Source organism: Halorientalis sp. (assembly GCF_028275115.1).
Classification (GTDB): Archaea; Halobacteriota; Halobacteria; order Halobacteriales; family Haloarculaceae; genus Halorientalis.
On record NZ_JAQCNH010000083.1, the window covers coordinates 39,556 to 58,929 of the forward strand.

Sequence of the window (19,374 nt, forward strand, 5' to 3'; positions counted from 1 at the left end):
AGCGTTTCCGAAGACGACCTCTATAGCTATCAGTAGCGGCCCACCGCTGTATATACAGTATTTATACGGAATCCGATAATTTTTCAAACTTCGCTAGTGAAGTGTTCACATGAAAAACCCGCGTGCGATGGGGATTCCACCACTGGTGTTGGGGATACTGATGTTGCAGTCGTCCGTTAGTGCTCTCTTCGGGACATCGCTCGCGCTCGACGACCTCTCCTGGGTGCTGAATGTTCCCGGGGCGATTTTTGGGGTGGCGGCGACAGCAATCGGCGTCGTCCTCGTGCTGAACCTCGACGAGTACGTCACGGGCCGGTCCGACTCGTGACACAGACTGGCGTCGCCAGCATCCACGAACGCGGGACCAACCGGTCCCGTCGACGTGGCAAACGGTTACACCGGTCTGCCGGAATCCGATTCGGACATCGCCCACCTTCCTTTCCTTCGCGGTTATAAACGCCTCGAATATTACTTATTATATGCAACATCTATATCTCGCCGGACTGACGACGGCTGAGCCGCTGTCCACCGACCGAGCCGACGGCTCAGCCCGCCTCACAGACACGGCGAGGCCTTCTAAAGCGCGGCATCGGCGATGTTGCCGCCGTAGCCGGCGGCTTGGCTCACCGAGTCGACGCCCAGGCCGAGGGCCTGTGCACTCTGTGAGTCGTGGTCGTGGAACAGTCCGCTCATCTCGATATAATCAAAAAATCTACCGATGATACATCTGCCCGCAGTTTCAGTTTCTACGCACACCCGACGAGCGTCGTTGTAGACGTGAGCACTGGTGTATATCTAACGTTCGAACACAGTAGTTCGGTCAACAGACCGTCCATCTGTAACGACTGTAGGAGTGCAGTTCGCACTCGTGTGGCGACCGACGGGCGAACGCTGCCCTGTCCGAACTGTCGGGATAGCTGTCCGGCGACTGGGTGTCGCTGTTCGCCGGCGTGACTGGAGCCGATTCCTCGCGTTTTCCGGCACCCCCCGCCCGACCGCGAGTACTGATCGGTAGTTACTGCTACTGTGAACACATAGCAGCCGCTACGTTTCGGCGGTCCGTCAACTGTGTATGGACGGCACGCGCTGGTGCAATCGGGTTATTCTGGTCACGGTCGACTCACTCCGGCGAGACTGTCTCGAAACGATGCCGACACTTGCGGAGTTAGCGAGGACGGGGACCGACTTCGAGCGGGCGTACGCACACAGCAACTGGACGCCACTGTCGTTCCCCTCGATTCTGGGGCCGGATCCAGTGTTCGTCGGTTCGACCGGTCACGAACTCGGGACACCGACACTGGCGTCGCACCTCTCGGCACACGGTGTCGAGACGGTCGGCCTGAACGCCGCGAACGGCTTCCTGACCGAGCACTGGGGATACAGTCGCGGGTTCGACCGATTCGACTCGTTTCTGAACACTACCGGGCGGGTGAACCGGTGGCTGGCAACACATCCGACGGCTAACGGCTGGGTCCAACTGCTCAGTAGCGCCCTCCGTCGGCCGTTTGTCTCGTCCGACGACCGACACACAGTCGATACCTCGAAACTGCTCGACATCGAAGACGAACTGTGTGCGGTCCTTCGTCCGACACAGGAACGGCAGTTCGTCTGGGTACACCTGATGGACACGCACACGCCGTACGTCCCCGCTCCGCGGTATCTGACAGGCGACTCGGAGACGTCTGCTTTTTCACGACTCCTCCAGCAGGCGAACGCCAGCCTGGGGAACCTGCTCGGCACGACGGACATCTCGCTGCTCAGGGACCGATACCACGGGGCTGCGCGCCAGGTCGACCGGAGTCTCGCGAGAATCGTACAGACGTTGCAGGACCGCGGTTTGGCCGACGAAACCTGCCTCATCGTCGCTGGCGACCACGGCGAGGAGTTCCTCGAACATGGACATACTGCACACTATCCCAAACTGTACGCGGAACTCCTCGAGGTTCCGCTCGTCGTCCACCGGCCTGGCCGAGACGGTGAAACGGTCGAGGCACCCGTCGGCTTAGAGGTGGTCCCGGCGACGGTCGCGGAACTGTTCGGGCTCGATTCCGCCCCGTTCGAGGGACGGAGCGTGCGTGGAGCCCTCGACGGGCGCGACATCGACCAGGAGAGTCCCGTCGTGTCCGTGACCGTCCGTGGGGAGTCGGTGACGACCCAGCCGATTCCGCGGTCCCCGACCGAGGGGTCGCTCCTGCTGTCGGCGCGGGACGAGCGCTGGACGTACGTCTATCACGACGAAACCGGCGAAGCCGAACTGTACGACAGGGACACCGACCCGGACGAGCAGGACCCACGCTCACCGGACGAGGCCGCACCGTCGACGGTCGGTCGCCTCCACGACGCCGTCCGGTCGCGACGCGACCGAATCCGTACTGCCACACCACAGCGAAACGAACACGACGCGACCCCACCCGAATCCGTGACCGACCGACTGGAGCATCTGGGCTACTCGTGAACGGAAACCGGGGCTCGTACACCTGGCCCTGTCTCTCTCCCCGCCGGAGACGAACCGGAAGGCGAACTCCGGACCCCCATGTCGGTGAAGCACGCGCCGTCCCGAGCGACAACGGCAGGCACGGTCGAAACGATGTCACCCGACGAGCGGTTCGACTTCGGCTCTCGTTCTCGAACGTCCATCCCCGGGACACATCAGCAGAGATAAGTACACCTCGAACGGATTGTAACTTGGTGCTTCGACTTGGAGGGCCGGAGTACCGAATGGGCCCAGTTCAGGGCGGCAAAACGGCCGATATTCGGCCGTTCGGGCCCGCTTTTCGACGATAGATAGCACGCTAACTGCGCTCGTGCGTCCAAACCGCCGGTGTGACCAGTCGAAAATAAAATCGATACCCCGGTGTTAACCAACAGAGCTACCCTCACACCATGTGTTGGTTAAAGAGAGAAACCGATGTCCGACGACCCACCGAGGCCGACACGGACTCGACATCGATGACCGACGATTTCGATCCGAAGCGCTACGATGTAACACGCCCGCACCACGACGTGACATCCGGCCCACACAGCGTTCGGCGGCCCCCAGCGGGAGCGACTCGATGGCGTCACACTGGACTCAGACCTCGTTCACAGACCCAGAAGACGACAGTGCCGTGGACCGTCTCGGGGCCGCCTCCCGGCGCACTCCCCTCGACAGCCCGTGGAACGGGCTGGGGAGTAATCTGGAGGACACCCTGCCTCTACAGAGAAACAGGCCGAGTGCCTCGGGGCTTGACCCCGAGGTACTTCACATCTCTCTCCACCGAGATACGTCCATCCGACCCCTCGAACACACGGTACTGAGTGTGCTGGTTTGAATACCGCCAGGCACGGAAATGAAAAAGCAAAAAAGACTGGAACCGAAAGTGTAATAATGACATTCGCTTGAGGGCAGCCGCCCGGGGGCGTTGCCGACCCGTCTGCCCTCCTGTTTCAGTAACCACCCACAGTCAAAATCCACATCTGATGACGACCAGACAAAGAGACACACCACGGCACAACTCGACTCGTTGCGGGTTGGCCGGAGAACGATGACTGAGCGTTATTCGGAGTCCGCTCCAGCGACCGTCGACGAGATCGCCGACCTGACCGACCCGAAGTACTACCTGAACCGTGAACTGAGTCAACTCGAATTCCAGAAACGCGTCCTGAACGAGGCCCTCGACGAGCGGACGCCGTTGCTCGAACGGGTTCGATTCCTCGGACTGTTCACGAAGAACATGGACGAATTCGTTATGAAGCGTGTCGGTGGACTCAAACAGCAGATAGAGGCCGGTGTCACCGAACAGTCCGTCGACGGTCGGACACCTCACGAGCAGTGGGTGGCGGTCCTCGAAACCATGCAGGGGATGTTCGACGACCAGATGGCCTGTTATCGTGACGAGATCAAACCGGCACTCGCCGAGGCGGGAATCGACATCGAGTCCTGGGAGGACCTCTCCGCGGCCGACCGCACCGACCTCCGGGAGTACTTCGAGGAGTCGGTGTTCCCGATTCTGACGCCGCTGAGCTTCGACCCGGCACATCCGTTCCCGTTCATCTCGAATCTCAGCCTCTCGCTCGGCGTGTTCGTCACCCGAGAGGATAGGGAGACGGACGTATTCACCCGTATCAAGATTCCGCCGAACCAGCCACGACTGATCGAAATCGAGGCCGGGAGCCGGTACATACTCATAGAGGAGTTGATTCGATCGAATCTCGACCTCCTCCTGCCCGATGTCGAGGTCCAGGAGACGGCGCTGTTTCGCCCGACACGGAACGCCGAAGTCCGGCGTGACGAGGAGGTCGCCGAAGACCTCATCGAGATGATCGAAGACGTCATCGAGCAGCGCCGATTCGCCTCGGTCGTCAGGCTCGAAGTGGAGGCGGGGATGTCCGAGCAGATGCGCGACCTCCTGACGAGACAGCTCGACCTCGATGAGCGAGAGGTGTTCGAGCACGACGGACCGCTCGGCTTTCGCGAGTTCATGCCGCTCACCGACCTGGACCGACCCGACCTGTCACTCTCACCGTGGACACCGCTTCCACATCCGCGCTTTGCCGGCGACGAGTGGAAGGGTGACAGCCTCTCGGACGGGCTTGACATCTTCGAGGCGATCCAAGAGAGAGACATCCTCCTCCACCACCCGTACCACTCGTTCACCGGAACGGTCCAGGAGTTTCTGGACCGGGCGGCCACCGATCCGGACGTCCGTGCGATCAAAGCCGCAATTTACCGGACCGCATCGGACTCGAAGGTGATCCAGAGCCTCATCGACGCGGCCGAGAACGGCAAACAGGTCGCCGTGATGGTCGAACTCAAAGCTCGCTTCGACGAGGAGAACAATCTGGAGTGGGTCAGGAAACTCGAAGAGGAGGGTATTCACGTCGCGTACGGAACCCGGGGGCTGAAAACCCACACGAAGACGGCACTCGTCGTCCGTGCCGAAGACGACGGGATGCAGCTGTACTCACACGTGGCCACCGGCAACTATCACTCCGAGACGGCCAAAGGCTACGTCGACCTGGGACTGCTGACGGCGAACCGAGACATCGGTCGCGACCTGGCGAAGCTGTTCAATTTCTACACCGGCCCGTCGATCGACGAAGAGTTCAGCGAACTCCTCATCGCCCCGGTGACGATGCGGGACGAGTTCACGCGCATGATTCGGCGAGAAGCAGACCACGCCAGGGCCGGCCGGCGCGCCCGGATCGTGGCCAAGGTGAACGCGCTCGAAGACCCGAAAATCGTCGAAGAACTCTACCGCGCATCCATCGCCGGCGTCGACATCGACCTCATCGTCAGGGATATCTGCCGACTCCGCCCGGGCCTCGAAGACGTGAGCGAGACGGTCTCGGTGTACAGCGTCGTCGGTCGGTTTCTCGAACATTCACGCATCTTCTACTTCGAGAACGGTGGTGAGCCGGAGTACTACACTGGTTCGGCGGACTGGATGACTCGGAACCTCGACAACCGCGTTGAGGCCGTGACACCCATCGAGGACGTCGAAATCCGCCGACAGCTCCGATATATTCTGGAGATAATGCTCGCTGACAATCGGAAATGCTGGGAGATGCAGTCCGACGGGACCTACGTCCAGCGCCGTCCGGACGCGGACGAACCCGAACGGAACACACAGCAGTTGCTCATGCAGAACACGCTGGAGGAGCTGCACGCCGACGACGACCTCGGCGTGGAAACGACCGCCTCGCCACCGACCGAAACCGAACTGCTGGTCGCGCCGACCGAGGAGCGAGCGGACGTGGCCGAGGCCGAGCGACCGGACGCGGAGTCCACCCCGAACGGCGGCCAGCCGGTCGAGAGCGGTTCAGCGGGTCACTCGGCAGGAGCCGTGCGTGACACCGGGCCGGGAGCCGACGACGACCTGCCAGAGGCGATGGACCGCCACCGCGACCGGTGGTACGTTCCCGACAGTGATACCTACTCGTTCGCCGTTAGGACGCCCGACGGTGGCCGTGCGTATCGAAAGACCGCCGATTCAGCCGCTGCCCTCGTCGCCGAGTACTACGAGAACGATAGCTGACGGGTGCTACCCTTTGCCCCGCCCCGCTTCCACGAGCGGAGAGGCTGGCCGGCCGCCGTCAGGTCAATCGCCTCGGGGTCAAGCCCCGAGGCTCGTCAGTGGACTCCCGCTCTAAAGCTCGTCTGCCGGGGCCGTGACGTTGGGACTCGTCTCGATGCCGTGTGGCCCAGCCGCTGACGCGACGCCACCGAGACGCCGTCTCGACTTCTCTCCGGACACATCGGGCGCTCGCGGATACCCGAAACCTCGACCTGTGGGTACCCAACCAGGAGTCCAGACGGAGTGGGCTCTGTGTCGATGACCCGGGACGGCGTGGTACCGAGGCAGTTTCTCGGCCGCGGTCACTGATTTTTTCACCCGTCGCGGGAACTGACCGAACATGGGACTCGTCGACAGTCTGGTGGTTTTCCTCGTGAGCCTGCTGATTGGGGCGCTTGGAATCCACGTCGGTGCGCGAATCGTGACCGGCGAAAACGACTACGCACACGCGGTCTGGACGGCGCTGCTCGGCGCGATACTCTGGAGCGTCGTCGGCTTCCTCTTCGGCTGGATTCCCGGTCTCGGCCCTGTCCTCGTGTTTCTGGCGTATCTCGGCGTTATCAGACGCCGGTACTCTGGGGGCTGGCTCTCGGCTGCCGCTATCGCCTTGGTCGCCTGGGCTGCGGCCATTCTGGTCCTCTCCCTACTCGTCGGAGCCGGCGTGACCGAGTTCGACGCGTTTGGCATTCCGGGAATCTGAGCGACAACCGGCGTGGTCGACCGACCGAACGCCGCCTTCCTCCGTCCTGACGATGCGGTGTTCACGCTGCCGTGCCGGTCGTGCGGCGCGGGCTCACTCGTCGGTCACATGGGGTGAGGACTCGGCCGCGAGCGCGCGGGCTCGCTCCGTGAGCAGCCCCGTGAGGTCGGTATCCTGTGCCGCTGCCCGTGTCTCGAGCAGCGCCGCGGTCGCGCCGTCGAGTGTGAGGGTGACCTCTCTGTCCTCGTCGGGGAGGTCGAGGGCCACGCGGAGTGCATCCTCGAGGAACGCGGCCGGCGACTCGTAGGTTCCATTCGGGCCACACAGCGCCTTGACCAGCGGCTCGTTCGACCCGAAGTCGACCGCGATCGGCGCCGTCTCGTCGGCCGTTACAGCCGTCGTCGTCGGCTCAATACCGTCGACGGAGCGTTTCAGGTGCGCGGAAACCGCCTCGTCGACGAACGAGTCGCCCTCCTGGGTCGCGAAGGTGGCGACGGTCGCGTTGATGCTGAGGGTCTCGGCGGGCGCCTCGGCCGTTCGGTCGCGCTCGGTTGCGGAACCGCCGTCGGCTTCCGTCTTCGTGGTGTGTGTCGCCGACGCGCCGACGTCGGGTACATCGTCCGCCTCGCCCGAACTGTCGGCATCCGTCTCGTCGTGTTCGGTTGCCGCGGCCTGGGCCGCGGTCGCGTCGACCGGTGTCTCGACCGGACGCCAGCGGTCACCGGCGTCCAGAACCGACGAGACGGCGTCCGGTTCCAGATACGTAATGGGCCCGTCGTCGAGCGTGGCCGACACCGCGGTCTCGAACTCGTCGGGAGCGGTTCCGAAGACCCCGCCGGTCGTCCCGACGAGGAGGTGCGGCCAGGGTCTGTCGGGCCCCGCGACTTTGACGCCGTCCTCGTACCGCGCCCAGATATCGGTCGTCGCGTTCCAGTCTCGGGCGCACTCGGTCACCTCGAACCCGTAGAGGGTCTCATCGAGGCGAACGAAGACGAGATCTCCAGGATCGACCTGCTTCCACGCCGCCTGCTGGTCGTCCGGGAGCCCCCAGACGTATCCTTCCGAAACGTCGACGTCGCTGATGACTCCCGCGTCGTCGGTCTGCTGTGTGACCGTCGACGCCGCCGCGTCGCGGGTCGTCCCCCCGTCCGGGACCACGTACAGCACGCCCGGGTCACCCGAGTCGTGGTTACTCGCCGCTTCGACGAGGTCCGGGAGAAACTCCTTCGCGATGTCGACCCAGTCCGCGTTGTGGTCGCCCACGCCCTGGATGAGGCCGTGGTACGTCTTGGATTCGAGCAACCGCTCGTTGGCCTCGAAGAACGCCCGCATGACCGTCTCGGGGTCGTGGTCCGCGTCGAGGTAGTAGACCGGTTCGGGGCGGCCACCGCCGGCGTCGGCGCTCGACCGCCCGGCCCTGATCACGAACTTCCACATCCCGTGCTGGCGGTCGCTCGCGTCGCTCCCGAGCGGCATCTCCGAACTCGGTGTCGGGCCGTGTTCACGGAGGTGGCGGATGTTCTTCGTGGCCGCACGCTCCGGCGGCGGTTCGACGCCGGCGAAATTGTACTGCCGCGTGGTCGGTTCGACGCCCGCTTGTTCCAGCGCGATCACCAGCGAGCCAAACAGCCGTTCGTACGCCGCGGGCCGGTACTCCCCTTCCTCGGCGATTCTGTTTTTCGTCACCGTGTCCCCGTCCGCAGCCAGTCTGTGGAGGTCGGCGAGCAAATCCGCCCGGTCTGTGTTGGGCGGGGACAGTCCCTCAGCCGCGTCGGCCGCTGCCAGCGCCTCGTACCAACTCCCGAACGTGTCCACGTACTCCCGGACTCCAGCCGAACACTCCGCCGTCACCGTCTCGATCGATGGGCTACCCGCCACCCCTGCCGCGACTGCCCGGAGGTCGTCGACGAGTGTCGCCCGTTCGAAATCGCTCATGGGCGTGTACAACGACCGTCGGAATGTATCAGTTTCCCTCAACGACGGGATGGGGAAAGTTATTATCGTGCGTTACGTTGTCAAATACAGTTCACACGTCAGTGGGAAGTACGAATGCCGGGAAACGATCCGCTTCAGGCGAAAACCGACGACACCACACCGGCGGCACAGTTCGAGAACGACCGTCTCGACCGTGACGGGATAGAGCCGACGCAGTATCCGGCGCAGGTCGACCGGGCCGCGCTCGACCTCTGTCGCGGAATCGCCGTCGGGCAGACCGACGACCACCGTGACATCGGCGGAACAATCAGCAGTTGGAACTTCAAAGAGGCGACCGGCGAGTTCTACGTCGATGGCCTCCAGGCGATCGCCGGCGAGGATTCGGGGCTGGCCGGGACGCTCGCAGACTACGACCCGGCGACGATCGGCGACCTCGCCTATCAACTCAACGCGCTCCGGCACACGCTCGGAACCGACGACGGCGCGATGGACATCGACCGGGCGCTGGAAGCGATCACCGAGAAGACCGCCGCGGCGGCGATCGAGGAGTCCGTCAAAACCGGCGGCGAAGCGGGGGCTGGGCTTCGCTCGCTCCGGGGGACCGACTCCGTCGGAGAACTCACGGCACGGCTGTTCTCCGACCCACGTGTCGACGCCTACGCCCAGGCGCTCATCGACCGGCTGCCGGGGTCGCGGGCGAGCCGGGCCGACCTTGTCGAGCAGCTCGACGCACCCCGGATGACGACGCCGCTGTGGACCCACCAGCGGGAGGCGCTCGCACGGTGGCAGGACAACGGCCAGTTCGGCTACGTCGACATGGCGACTGCGACCGGCAAGACCGTCCTCGGGCTCGCGGCGCTGTCGCTCCGGTACGACACCCTCCACCCGACCGACCGGGCGGCGCTCGACGTGCCAACCGAGGGGGCGGACTCGACACCGGACGTCCCGTCCGACCCACGGGTGCTCATCGTCGCCGGGACCGACCTCATCCTCGACCAGTGGCGCACCCAGTTCGACGAGCACCTCGACATCCCCACGACACGGACTCGACCCACGGGCGACGACGAGCGAACCATCGAGCTCTCCTGGGGGACGGTCGAGTTCCGGACGGCTCAGGGGCTGTTGGACGTGACTTGGTTCGACGACTACGACCTCGTCGTCCTGGACGAGGCGCACCGGTACACGCGGTCGAAACGCGGCGGGCGCGGCTGGGGCGACCTGTTCGAGTCACTGACCGACGGCGCGAACGCGGTCCTGGCCATGTCCGGCTCCATCGACGACGGCTGGGTGGGGGACCCGGACGCCAAGGACGCCCTCGACGACGTTCTGCCCCGCTGTTATCGGTACGACGTGGCACAGGCCCGCCAGGATGGCGTCATCGCGGACTTCTCCTGGACGGTCCGCTACCTCCCGGCGACCGGTGACCGGGTCGACCGCGTCGCCAGTCAGACCCGCATCACCACCGCCGGCTACGACGCCGCGACCGGCCGTCTCGACGCCGACGCGCTGGGTGTCGACGCCGACACACTCCCCGCGGACGTCGTCGATTACGACGACCTCCGGTCGCTCGTCCAGTCGAACGACGGCGGGGACCTGCGGAGCCGCTCCAGCGCGTTCGACGCGTTCGCCTCGGCGTTGCTCGCCCGGAAACCCCTCCGCTGGAACACTACCCCGGACGACGACGCGATCGCCGACCTCGTCGCCGAGCACGCACCGGCAGAGAAGACCGTCGTACTGGTCCGTTCCTACAAGGGTGCACGACGTTTGGGTGACCGACTGGTCTCACGCCACGGTATGGCCGAAGCGGACCTGTTCGTGTTCGACGACAGCGACGCGGACCGCCTCGGGACCGTCGAGCGGTTCAACGCGGCCGACCACGGTGTCATCATCGGTCCGGGGGACCTCCTCGGAACCGGAGTAGACATGCCAGACGCCGAGGTCGCGGTGAACGTCTCTCGTGGCGGCGTGAACGCCTCGCTCGTCCAGCGGATCGGCCGTATCCTGCGGAACCCCTCCGGCGAGAAGACGGCCGAGTTCCACCACCTCATCGCACAGCCGACCGAGCCCGACGCGATCGATTTCGTCGACGACGGTGCCAAACTGCTCGAGCGGGCGGCCTCGTTCCGTGCCCTCGGGAAGACATTCCGTGAGGCGCCGCTGTTTCGCGCCCACCCGGAGACCGACACAGTACTCGCCGATCTTGAGGACGGCGGCGTTGAACTGCTCGAACGGGTCGAGGACGAACGCCTGCTGGTCGACACAGAGGCGGCACACGAACACCTCCGGTCGTTGCAGGCCCACATCTACGATACGCAGGTGGCCCACGACGCGGACGAACCACGCACGACACCGGCGCTGACGGACTGGACGAGCGCCGGGGCGGCCGCGGACGCCGACGACGAGCGACTGTATCCCGAACGCAACGACGCGTACGAGCAGTACCGCCTGACGCTGAGCCCATACCGCGCGTGCAAAGCGGTCGCGACGAACCTGTACGACGCCGAGGTGGACATCGAGGAGGCCGACGACGGGTATCGTGTCGCCGTGGACGACGAACGACTATCCGACACGGAGTTACACGCCGAGTTGAGATACTGGCTGAACGCGTACCGGAACTGGCGCGAGCGGTGTGACAACCGCGACGGGAGCGGCGAACCGGGGTCGCTCCCGCAGTACCGGAGCGAGTGGCCCGAGCCGCCGGACGGCGAGGCCGTGATGCTCCCCCGGGAGGTCGTCGCCGAGATCGGCGTTTCCTACGCCGAAGCCGACCCGATCTTCCTGCCCGTCGAGGACGGCGAGCCTTACGCCCTCCCGCTCCCGGACGGTCGGTACCTGACTGTCGATGGAATCGTCGACGAGCCCCAGCCCGAAGACGACAGGTCGGCCGCCGACCCGGCCACCACCGACGAGACGGCAGACGACGGTGGCTCGGCCGCCACAGGGGCCGAGGCAGCGACCGAGACTGACGCCACCGCCGGGCAGCCGGCCGTCACCGTCAATAGTCTCCTGCTCACCGCCGCCGAAGCCAGGGACGAGCCGCTCGCGGACGTCGTGACGGACGCGGTCGCGGCGCTCCTGAAGACGGCCGTCGACGACGACGTGCAGCTCGCCGACCGGGCCGACGACCAGCCACGCGAGGTCCTGGACGTCGAACTCTCCGACCACCACGAGCGGTTACTCGGCGCGCTCGTGGACGAGACGCCCGGCGCAACCGTCGGGCACGCGGTCGACGTCGCGCTCCAGCGGGCCCTGGCCGGCAACGCTACCACCGCAGTCGAACTCGACGGCGCCGTCGCGGCAGCGCTTTCGGCACGGTTCGACGACGACGACGCTGCGAGTGCCTTCGTGGGCGACGCCGTCGCGGCGGCACTTCGAGGTGGCGACGGGCAGTGAGACGAAGCGACGCGGCCGGTGGCACCGAGCGCGTCGGCCATACATTCATGTTCCTGTACCCACTCACGGAACAACGGTGAACGGGACTCGTACGCTTCTGGCCGGCCCCTCCGGGGACGCGGTCACACGCCGGGCGTTCACACGGGCGACCGAACTCGCGGGGGCGGAGCCGGACAGCGTGCTCTGCCTGACGGAATCGCGGGAGGACACTGAGCGGCTCGGACGGCAGTGGCGCGACGAGTACGACCCGCTCCGCTTCAGGTGTGCCACCCTCGACGACTTCGTGTCCGATTGTTTCGAGCGGGCGACTGGCCGATTGGCGACGGCGACGCTCTCGCGTGCGGCACGCTCGCGACTGGTCGAGGCGGCGCTCGAAATCCACGGCGACCGGGCGAGCAACGGGCCGTTCGTCGGCATCGAGCAGCCGGCGAACGCGCTCGTCGATCAGATGCGCGGCCTGTTCTCCCTGCTCGAGTACGCCGGCTACGACACGCCCGACGCCATCGCACACGCCCTCCGGACGGCGGGCACCGACGGCAGCGACGACCTCGTCTCCGACGCACTCTATGGCTCCTTCCAGTCGGTTCTTCCGACGCGGGCCGAGAGCCCGCTCGACGAACAGGCGACCGTCGTCTCGGATGTCTACGACGCGTACAGGACGCTCGCGGCGAACCTCTACCCCGACACCGGGACTGTCGCCGAGCAGTACCTCCACCTGCTGCGGAACGACGCGCTTCTGGCGGCGGTGCCCGACGCGGTCGACGTGGTCGTGCTTCACGGGCTGACGCGGCTCGCCCCGGCCGAGCGTGAAGCCGTCGCCCGACTCGCGGAGGCCAATCCCACACTCGGTGCCGTCGCGGCGACGCATCCGTCACTGGACGCGACGGGACTCGACGCCGGCGTCGAGTCCACCTTCGAGCTCTACGACGCACTGGACTTCGAGCTGGAGTATCGGACACCAGAGACGACGAACGACCGACGGCTGAGCGTCGCCCGGGCGATGTACGCACCCGAGCAACCGGCTGAGGACCTGCCCTCGCCCGCAGAACTCGGACTTTCGATCACGACGGCGAGTACCGAGCGAGCGGAGGTCCGGTTGGTCGCTCGGCAGGTGCGTTCCCGCCTAGCCGCCGGGGTCGCGCCGGCGGACATCGGGGTCGTTGTGACGGACCGGGCCAGTTACCGTGGCCCGCTCGCCGAGGTGCTGTCGGGGTACGACGTCCCGTTCACGTTTCACAACGAGGTCGGGATCGAGGGGACGGTCGTCGGCGCGACCGCAGGGACGCTCCTGGCCCTCGTCGACGAACCGACCCCGTCGCTGCTCGGTGACCTCTGTACGAACGGCCTCGTCTCGTTCGACGACACAGCTATCGAGCCCGCGACCGTCCGCCGGGCGGTCGCGGCAACCGAACGAGCGTCGGTCGACGCACTCGTAGAGACCCTCAACGAGATGGACGAACCGGCCGTCGCGGCCGGGATTACGGACCTACTAAACCATCTCGAACCGACGGCAGACTCGGTCACGGCGGTGACGGACACCCTGACGGGGGCGCTCGACCTCCTGTCCGTCCCCGAAACCGTCGAGCAGTACGGGGACGACGACGCGACTGGCTCACACCGACCGGCCTACGAGCGCTCGGCACTCCGGGCGGTCGAACGCATTCTGTCGTCGTTCGATGGCGTCAGCCAGCATCTGTCGACCGTGGACCCGGTGGCGCGGGTCCGGCAGGCACTGCTCGCCGAACTGGTGGGTGGCCCCCGTCGACGGCCCGGGTACGTCGACGTCCGCCCGCTCGCGGAGGCCGCTACGACCGCGTATGACCATCTGTTCGTCCTCGGGCTAACCATGGATTCGTTCCCGGAGGAGTCCGACCGGATGCGGTTTTTCGCCGCTGTGAACGAGGCCGACGAGGAGTTCGGCCGCGCCCACACTGGGCGCCGAGCCCGGTACGTTCTCGGGACGCTTCTGACTGGCTCGGACCACGTGACCCTCTCGCGGCCACGACACACCGTCGACGGGACCGACCACGTGCCTGCGCCGGTGCTCTCCGAACTCGAGCGGTACGTCTCGGCGGACAGGGAGCCGACTCCGACACCGCCCGACAGGACGGCAGAAGACTGTCAGCGGACCTACGCGGCGTGGGCTCGCGGCGAAGCGTTCGACACCGCCGACCGGGCGACGGCGCCGCTCGCCGCCGCCGACTGGTTCCCCGCGTCCGGACGGCAGTTCGCGGTCCAGGGTGCCCGGTGTGCGTGGCGTCGCTCCCAGCCCGACCTGACGCCACACGACGCACAGATCGGGGAGATCATCGACGAGGTCTTTCCGGCCGACCGTCGCGAGCCGTACAGCCCCAGCGCTGTCGAGGAGTACGCCCGCTGTCCGTTTCTTTTCATGTCAAAGCGAATCCTGGGGTTCGAGGAGGACTACGGGAGCGCGAACGGGGTCTCCTACGCCGACCGCGGCACCTACGTCCACGACGTCCTGGCCGTGTTCTACCGGCGCCTGCGAGAGGCCGCCGACACGCCCGTCAGGATCGAGACCGTCGACCGCCAACGCGCCGAGGCGCTCCTGCTCGACGTCGCGCTCGACCGACTCGACGAACTCGGCGCCGCGGACACGCCGTTCGCCGGCCGGGAAGTCGGGCAGTTGCTCGGCGGGCTCGGCGACCCCGACGCGAATCCCTACCACGAGTTCGGCGGCCAGGCGTCCACCGGGCTGTTCGCGAGCATCCTCGATGCGGAGTACGAGGACCAGCCCGGTGTCGGGACACAGCCCACCTACCTCGAGGGGTCGATGGGGCTCGACTTCGACGACGTCGAACTGCTCTCGGCGGACCCGGTCGAGATCGACACGCCCGCCGGTCCGGTCCCGCTCCACGGCGTCGCCGACCGCGTGGACGTCGCGACCGGGACGGGCACGCCCCGCGAGTTCCACGTCCGTGACTACAAGACCGGGCGGGCACCGGGACGGCGCGACGTGGTGCGGGGTACGAAACTGCAGTTGCCACTGTACGGGCTGGCGCTCGAAACGGCGTTGTCGGACGGAACTGGCGTGGCCCACGAGGTGGTGGGCGGGTCATACTACGCGCTCGGCGACCCGGCGGATATCGACCCGAGGAGCGGGCTGGTTGCCGCCAGGGCGGACGTCGAGGACGGAGCACTGCTCCCGGCGGTGTCGGCGCCGTGGCTGTTGCCGTTCGAGGAGCGGTCGGGGTTCCGGTCGTTCGTTCGGGCGGTCACACCGGTCCGGCTCGGGCAGATTGCGACCGCGGTCGAGGGAGGGGCGTTCGAGCCGACGCTGCTGCCCGCGTCACAGGCCGGCTGCGACCACTGCTCGTTCCGGGCGGTCTGTGACGTGCGTCACCACCACCGCCGGGACACGATCAGCCGGCTCGACTGGAGCGAGCACTACGTCTCCGAGCGGGCGACCGACGACGACCTGGACCTCAGTGAGTACCGGATGGACGACGGTGCGGCGGGCCAGGAGGCGGAGGACTGATGGTCTCGTTCGAGCACCTCGAGGCCGCGCAGCGGCGCGCCGTCGAGGCCCACGACCGCAACTACGCGGTGACGGCCGGCGCCGGAAGCGGGAAGACGACCACCTTCACCTCCCGGTACATGACGCTGCTCCGGGAGACCGATGCCACACCGGCGTCGGTCGCGGCCATCACCTTCACCGAGAGCGGCGCCCGGGAACTCAGAGAGCGCGTCAGAGAGGGAGTCCGCGACCGGTTGCGAACGACCGACGGCGAGTCTCGCCGCGAGTGGCAGACCTACCACGAGGCGCTCCCGGAGTCGTACATCCACACCATCCACGGGTTCTGTGCGCGGCTCCTGCGCGAGCACGCGCTCCGGGCCGACGTCCCGGTCGGCTTCGACGTCATCGAGGAGACCGCCGCCCGCGGCTACCAGCGAGAGGTCGTCGAGTCGTTCGTCGAGGCACACCTCGACGACGAGCGACTCGACGCGGTGACGGTCGTCTACGGCCGTGAGCGGCTCGAAGAACTGCTCGGGGACCTGCTGGCCGACCACCACCGGGCGCGGGAGTGGGCCGACGCCTGGGCCGACCGGTCGCCCGCCGAGTATCTCTCGTACGTCCGCTCGGAGTACGCGACGGTCGACGTCGACGAGGCACGGCGCTGTCTGGACGCCGAGGGCGTCGCGGCGGCCGTCGCGGACATCGAACGGGTGGCCGCGGCCGAATCCGCAGGCCGCGAGCGAATCACCATCGCGCAGAACGTCGCCGAGGTGGCGGCGACACACGAGTTCGCCCCGGACGAGATGGACGACATCGAGGTGCACGACGCCGTCGCGGCGCTGTGTGAGGCGCTGACCAGTGACGGGACCGCCTACCGTGGCGGGTTCGACGTCTGGTCGTACACCGGCCACGACGACTGGACGGCGGCGAACGCCGACCGGTACGAGACTGCGACGGACGTCGTCGCCGAGGCGATGCCCGTCGAGGCGTGGGCGACCGCCGACCGGCTCGGCGTCGACCGGAACGCCGCACGGGCGTACACGGCGCTGGCGGCACTCTACCGGGACCTCCACGAGCGATATCAGGCGCGGAAACGCCGGGAGGCAGTCCTCGACTTCGATGACCTCATCGACGGGGCCGTCACGCTACTGTCCACCACGCCCGCGGTCCGGGCGCAGGTGCGTGACTCGTTTGACTACGTGATGCTCGACGAGGTGCAGGACACGGACCCGCGCCAGTGGCGGCTCGTGCGGTTGTTGACCTCCGCCGAGAACGACTACGACGGGCAGAACGTGTTCGTCGTCGGCGACGAGAAACAGAGCATCTTCCGGTTCCGGGGAGCCGACGTGGCACAGTTCCGGCGCGAACGCGAGCGGCTGTCGGCCGCCAACGTCGACCGCCCGCCGGCCGACCCCGACCGCGACCGCGAGACCGGCGGTGACGGCAGTCTAGCCCGGAACTTCCGGTCGCTCCCGGCGGTCCTCGACCCGATCAACGACCTGTTCGAGCACCTCTTCGGCGCGGTACCCGCCGAGTACCGGGACGTGCCGACGGGCGTGACGGCGGACACGAGTTTCGAGCCGGTCGCACAGTCCCTCGCGGCGAACCGGACCGACGGGGCCGACGTCAGTACTGGCGTGACGGGCGTGTTCGTGCCCGAGGAGAAGGCAGCCAGGAGCCGCCTGTTCGACGGCCCCAATCGGCTCTCGGAGACGCCCGAGACACGGAGTATCCTCGGGGCGGAGACGCTGGCCGCCGAGGTCGCGGCACTGCTCGACGGGGAGACGGAGCGGTACGAGACGGTCGGCTTCGAGGACGCGGTGCCAGTCGAGGAGGCGACGGCGGTCGAGCCCGCCGACGTCGCAGTCCTGCTCCGGAACCGCAACGACCTCGACGAGTACGAGCGCGCCCTCTCGAAGTACGAGGTGCCCTACACCGTCGCGTCGGGTATCGGGTTCTACGACCGGACCGAAGTAGTCGCTCTCCGCAACCTCTTTCGGGTCCTGCTGGATCCGACCGCGGACCTGGCGCTGTTCGGCGTCCTGCGGTCGCCGCTGTTCGGGTTCGACGACCCGACGGTCGTCGGCTGCTGGGCAGCTCTCGACACCAGCGAGGTCGGCGACGGGGCGCTGTGGCGGGCGCTCGGCCGGACCGACGACGAGGGGCTCGCCGCAGCCAGGGCGTCGGTCGAGCGGTGGCGACGGCTCGCGGGTATCGACGGCGGGGACGCCGTCGTCGAGACCTGGGACGCGTTACTCGGTCGAATCGTCGACGAGACGGGCTATCTCGCGAGTCTCGCCGTCGACGAGCGAGGCCGGCAGGCGGTCGCCAACGTCGAGAAGTTCCGCGACCGGCTCCGGGAGTGGAACGAGGACGGCGTGCAGACGCTCTCGGCGCTAGTCGACCGGATCGAGCGTGCAGCAGAGCTGTCCGCTCGCGAGGGCGACGCCGAGGTGCCCGCAGAGGCCGACGGTGTCCGGCTGCTGACCGTCCACGACGCAAAAGGGCTGGAGTTCCCCGTCGTGTTCGTTCCAGGGCTCGCCCAGTCGTTCACGCTCCGGTCCGGCTACGGGGACGGCGCCGCCGAGTTCGAGCAACTCGCGGACGGTGCGGACGGCGAGCGAACGCCGTTGCTAGGCATCGACGGCCCCAGCGTCGGGGAGGCATTCGACCGCGCGGACACGGTACTGAAACGCCGGCTGACGTTCGCTCGCGAGCGTGAGGCCGTCGCCGAGGAGAAACGCATCCTCTACGTCGCCATGACACGGGCACGCGACCACCTCTTCCTCGTCGGCGTCACGTCCGCCGACGACGACGGTAACCCGGTGAGCGTCGAGCAGGACGACGCCGAGGACCCCTCCAGCTGGCTCGATTTCGTCGGCCCCGCGCTCTTCGACGAGGAGACGGTCGACGCCTTCGCGGCTGACGGGAGGGCGACGGTCACCGGTCCGTCCGGGACGCCAGTCACCGTCCGGGCCCCCCGGACGGCGAGGCCGCTCACGACCGGGAGCGAAACCGAGCCGCCTGCTCTCTCCGAAGCGGGCGACGGGTGGGAGCCGGCGACGGAGTACAGCGTGGCCGCGTCGTACGTCGGGTCGCTGGTCGCAGACGGCGCGCCCGGTGAGGTGTACACCGACCACACCGGACGGTACGTCTCCTACGCCCCGCCCGACGAACCCGCCGGCGAGGAACCGGGAGCAGAGGACGACGACACGACAGCGGCGTCAACGATGGACGAGAGCGCGGAGCCGGCGTGGCTCCCGCGGAACGTGTTCGGCGACGCTCTGCACAAGGCGACGGAACTGAGCATCGACGCGGGAGACACCGAGCGGCTCCGGACCCTCCTGGCGCAGTTCGCGAGGGGCCACGACGTGGCACCGGACCGCGTGAGCGCCGACGACGTGGCTGAACTGCGCCGTCACCGGCGCGTCGCTCGGGAGTTTCTCGCCGGTCTCGACGGTACGACGGCCGCGGAACGACCGGTCAGGGCGCGCCTCGACGGTGGCGAGGTGTACGGCGACATCGACCACCTCGCGGTGACGCCCGACACGTATCACATCGTCGACTTCAAGACGAACGTCGTCGACGACCCAGACGAGATTCCGGCGAAAGCCAGCAGTTACAACTGGCAGTTGCGGGCCTACGCCGTCGGCCTCCACCAGAGCGACCCCGACCGGGACGTGCGGGCGACACTGTTGTTCACCGACGCGGACGAGACGTGGGCAACGGAGTGGGCCGCCGACGAACTCGACTTCGAGGCCGAGCGCCTCGATTCGGCGATCCGGTCGTCGCTCGACGCCGCGAAGTGACGG

8 protein-coding genes are annotated in these 19,374 nt (G+C 67.0%); 7 read left to right on the top strand and 1 reads right to left on the bottom strand.

Annotated features, from left to right (window positions below; translation table 11 throughout):
- Nucleotides 1-109: 109 nt before the first annotated feature.
- The 4 genes from Q0964_RS11280 (at nt 110) to Q0964_RS11295 (ending at nt 6,756) form a co-directional block, all read left to right on the top strand.
- Nucleotides 110-328, top strand: coding sequence for a hypothetical protein (locus tag Q0964_RS11280; protein WP_299267435.1), 219 nt, complete (start codon nt 110-112; stop codon nt 326-328).
- A gap of 744 nt (nt 329-1,072) precedes the next feature.
- Nucleotides 1,073-2,455 (top strand): sulfatase family protein, encoded by a 1,383-nt coding sequence (locus Q0964_RS11285; protein ID WP_299267438.1) that lies wholly within the window; start codon nt 1,073-1,075, stop codon nt 2,453-2,455.
- A 1,069-nt stretch (nt 2,456-3,524) separates the two neighbouring features.
- Nucleotides 3,525-6,017 (top strand): polyphosphate kinase 1, encoded by a 2,493-nt coding sequence (ppk1, locus tag Q0964_RS11290; RefSeq protein ID WP_299267440.1) that lies wholly within the window; start codon nt 3,525-3,527, stop codon nt 6,015-6,017.
- 379 nt (nt 6,018-6,396) lie between these two features.
- Nucleotides 6,397-6,756, top strand: coding sequence for a hypothetical protein (locus tag Q0964_RS11295; RefSeq protein WP_299267443.1), 360 nt, complete (start codon nt 6,397-6,399; stop codon nt 6,754-6,756).
- Nucleotides 6,757-6,849: 93 nt separating this feature from the next.
- On the opposite strand, the gene Q0964_RS11300 is transcribed toward Q0964_RS11295, so the two are convergent.
- Nucleotides 6,850-8,691 carry a homing endonuclease associated repeat-containing protein gene (locus Q0964_RS11300; protein ID WP_299267446.1) on the bottom strand — a complete coding sequence of 614 codons (1,842 nt, stop codon included), beginning with the start codon at nt 8,689-8,691 and terminating at the stop codon, nt 6,850-6,852.
- Between the two features lie 114 nt (nt 8,692-8,805).
- Here Q0964_RS11300 and Q0964_RS11305 point away from each other — a divergent pair, with 114 nt between their 5' ends.
- From Q0964_RS11305 to Q0964_RS11315, 3 genes are all read left to right on the top strand, one after another.
- Nucleotides 8,806-12,084, top strand: a complete 3,279-nt coding sequence (locus tag Q0964_RS11305; RefSeq protein WP_299267448.1) for a DEAD/DEAH box helicase — start codon at nt 8,806-8,808, stop codon at nt 12,082-12,084.
- A gap of 76 nt (nt 12,085-12,160) precedes the next feature.
- A complete protein-coding gene (locus Q0964_RS11310) occupies nt 12,161-15,583 on the top strand; it encodes a PD-(D/E)XK nuclease family protein (RefSeq protein ID WP_299267450.1) in 3,423 nt (1,140 codons plus the stop codon).
- On the top strand, nt 15,583-19,371 hold the full coding sequence (locus Q0964_RS11315; RefSeq protein WP_299267452.1) for a UvrD-helicase domain-containing protein: 3,789 nt from the start codon (nt 15,583-15,585) through the stop codon (nt 19,369-19,371). Before Q0964_RS11310 ends, Q0964_RS11315 begins: the two co-directional genes overlap by 1 nt.
- The last annotated feature ends 3 nt before the right edge of the window (nt 19,372-19,374 follow it).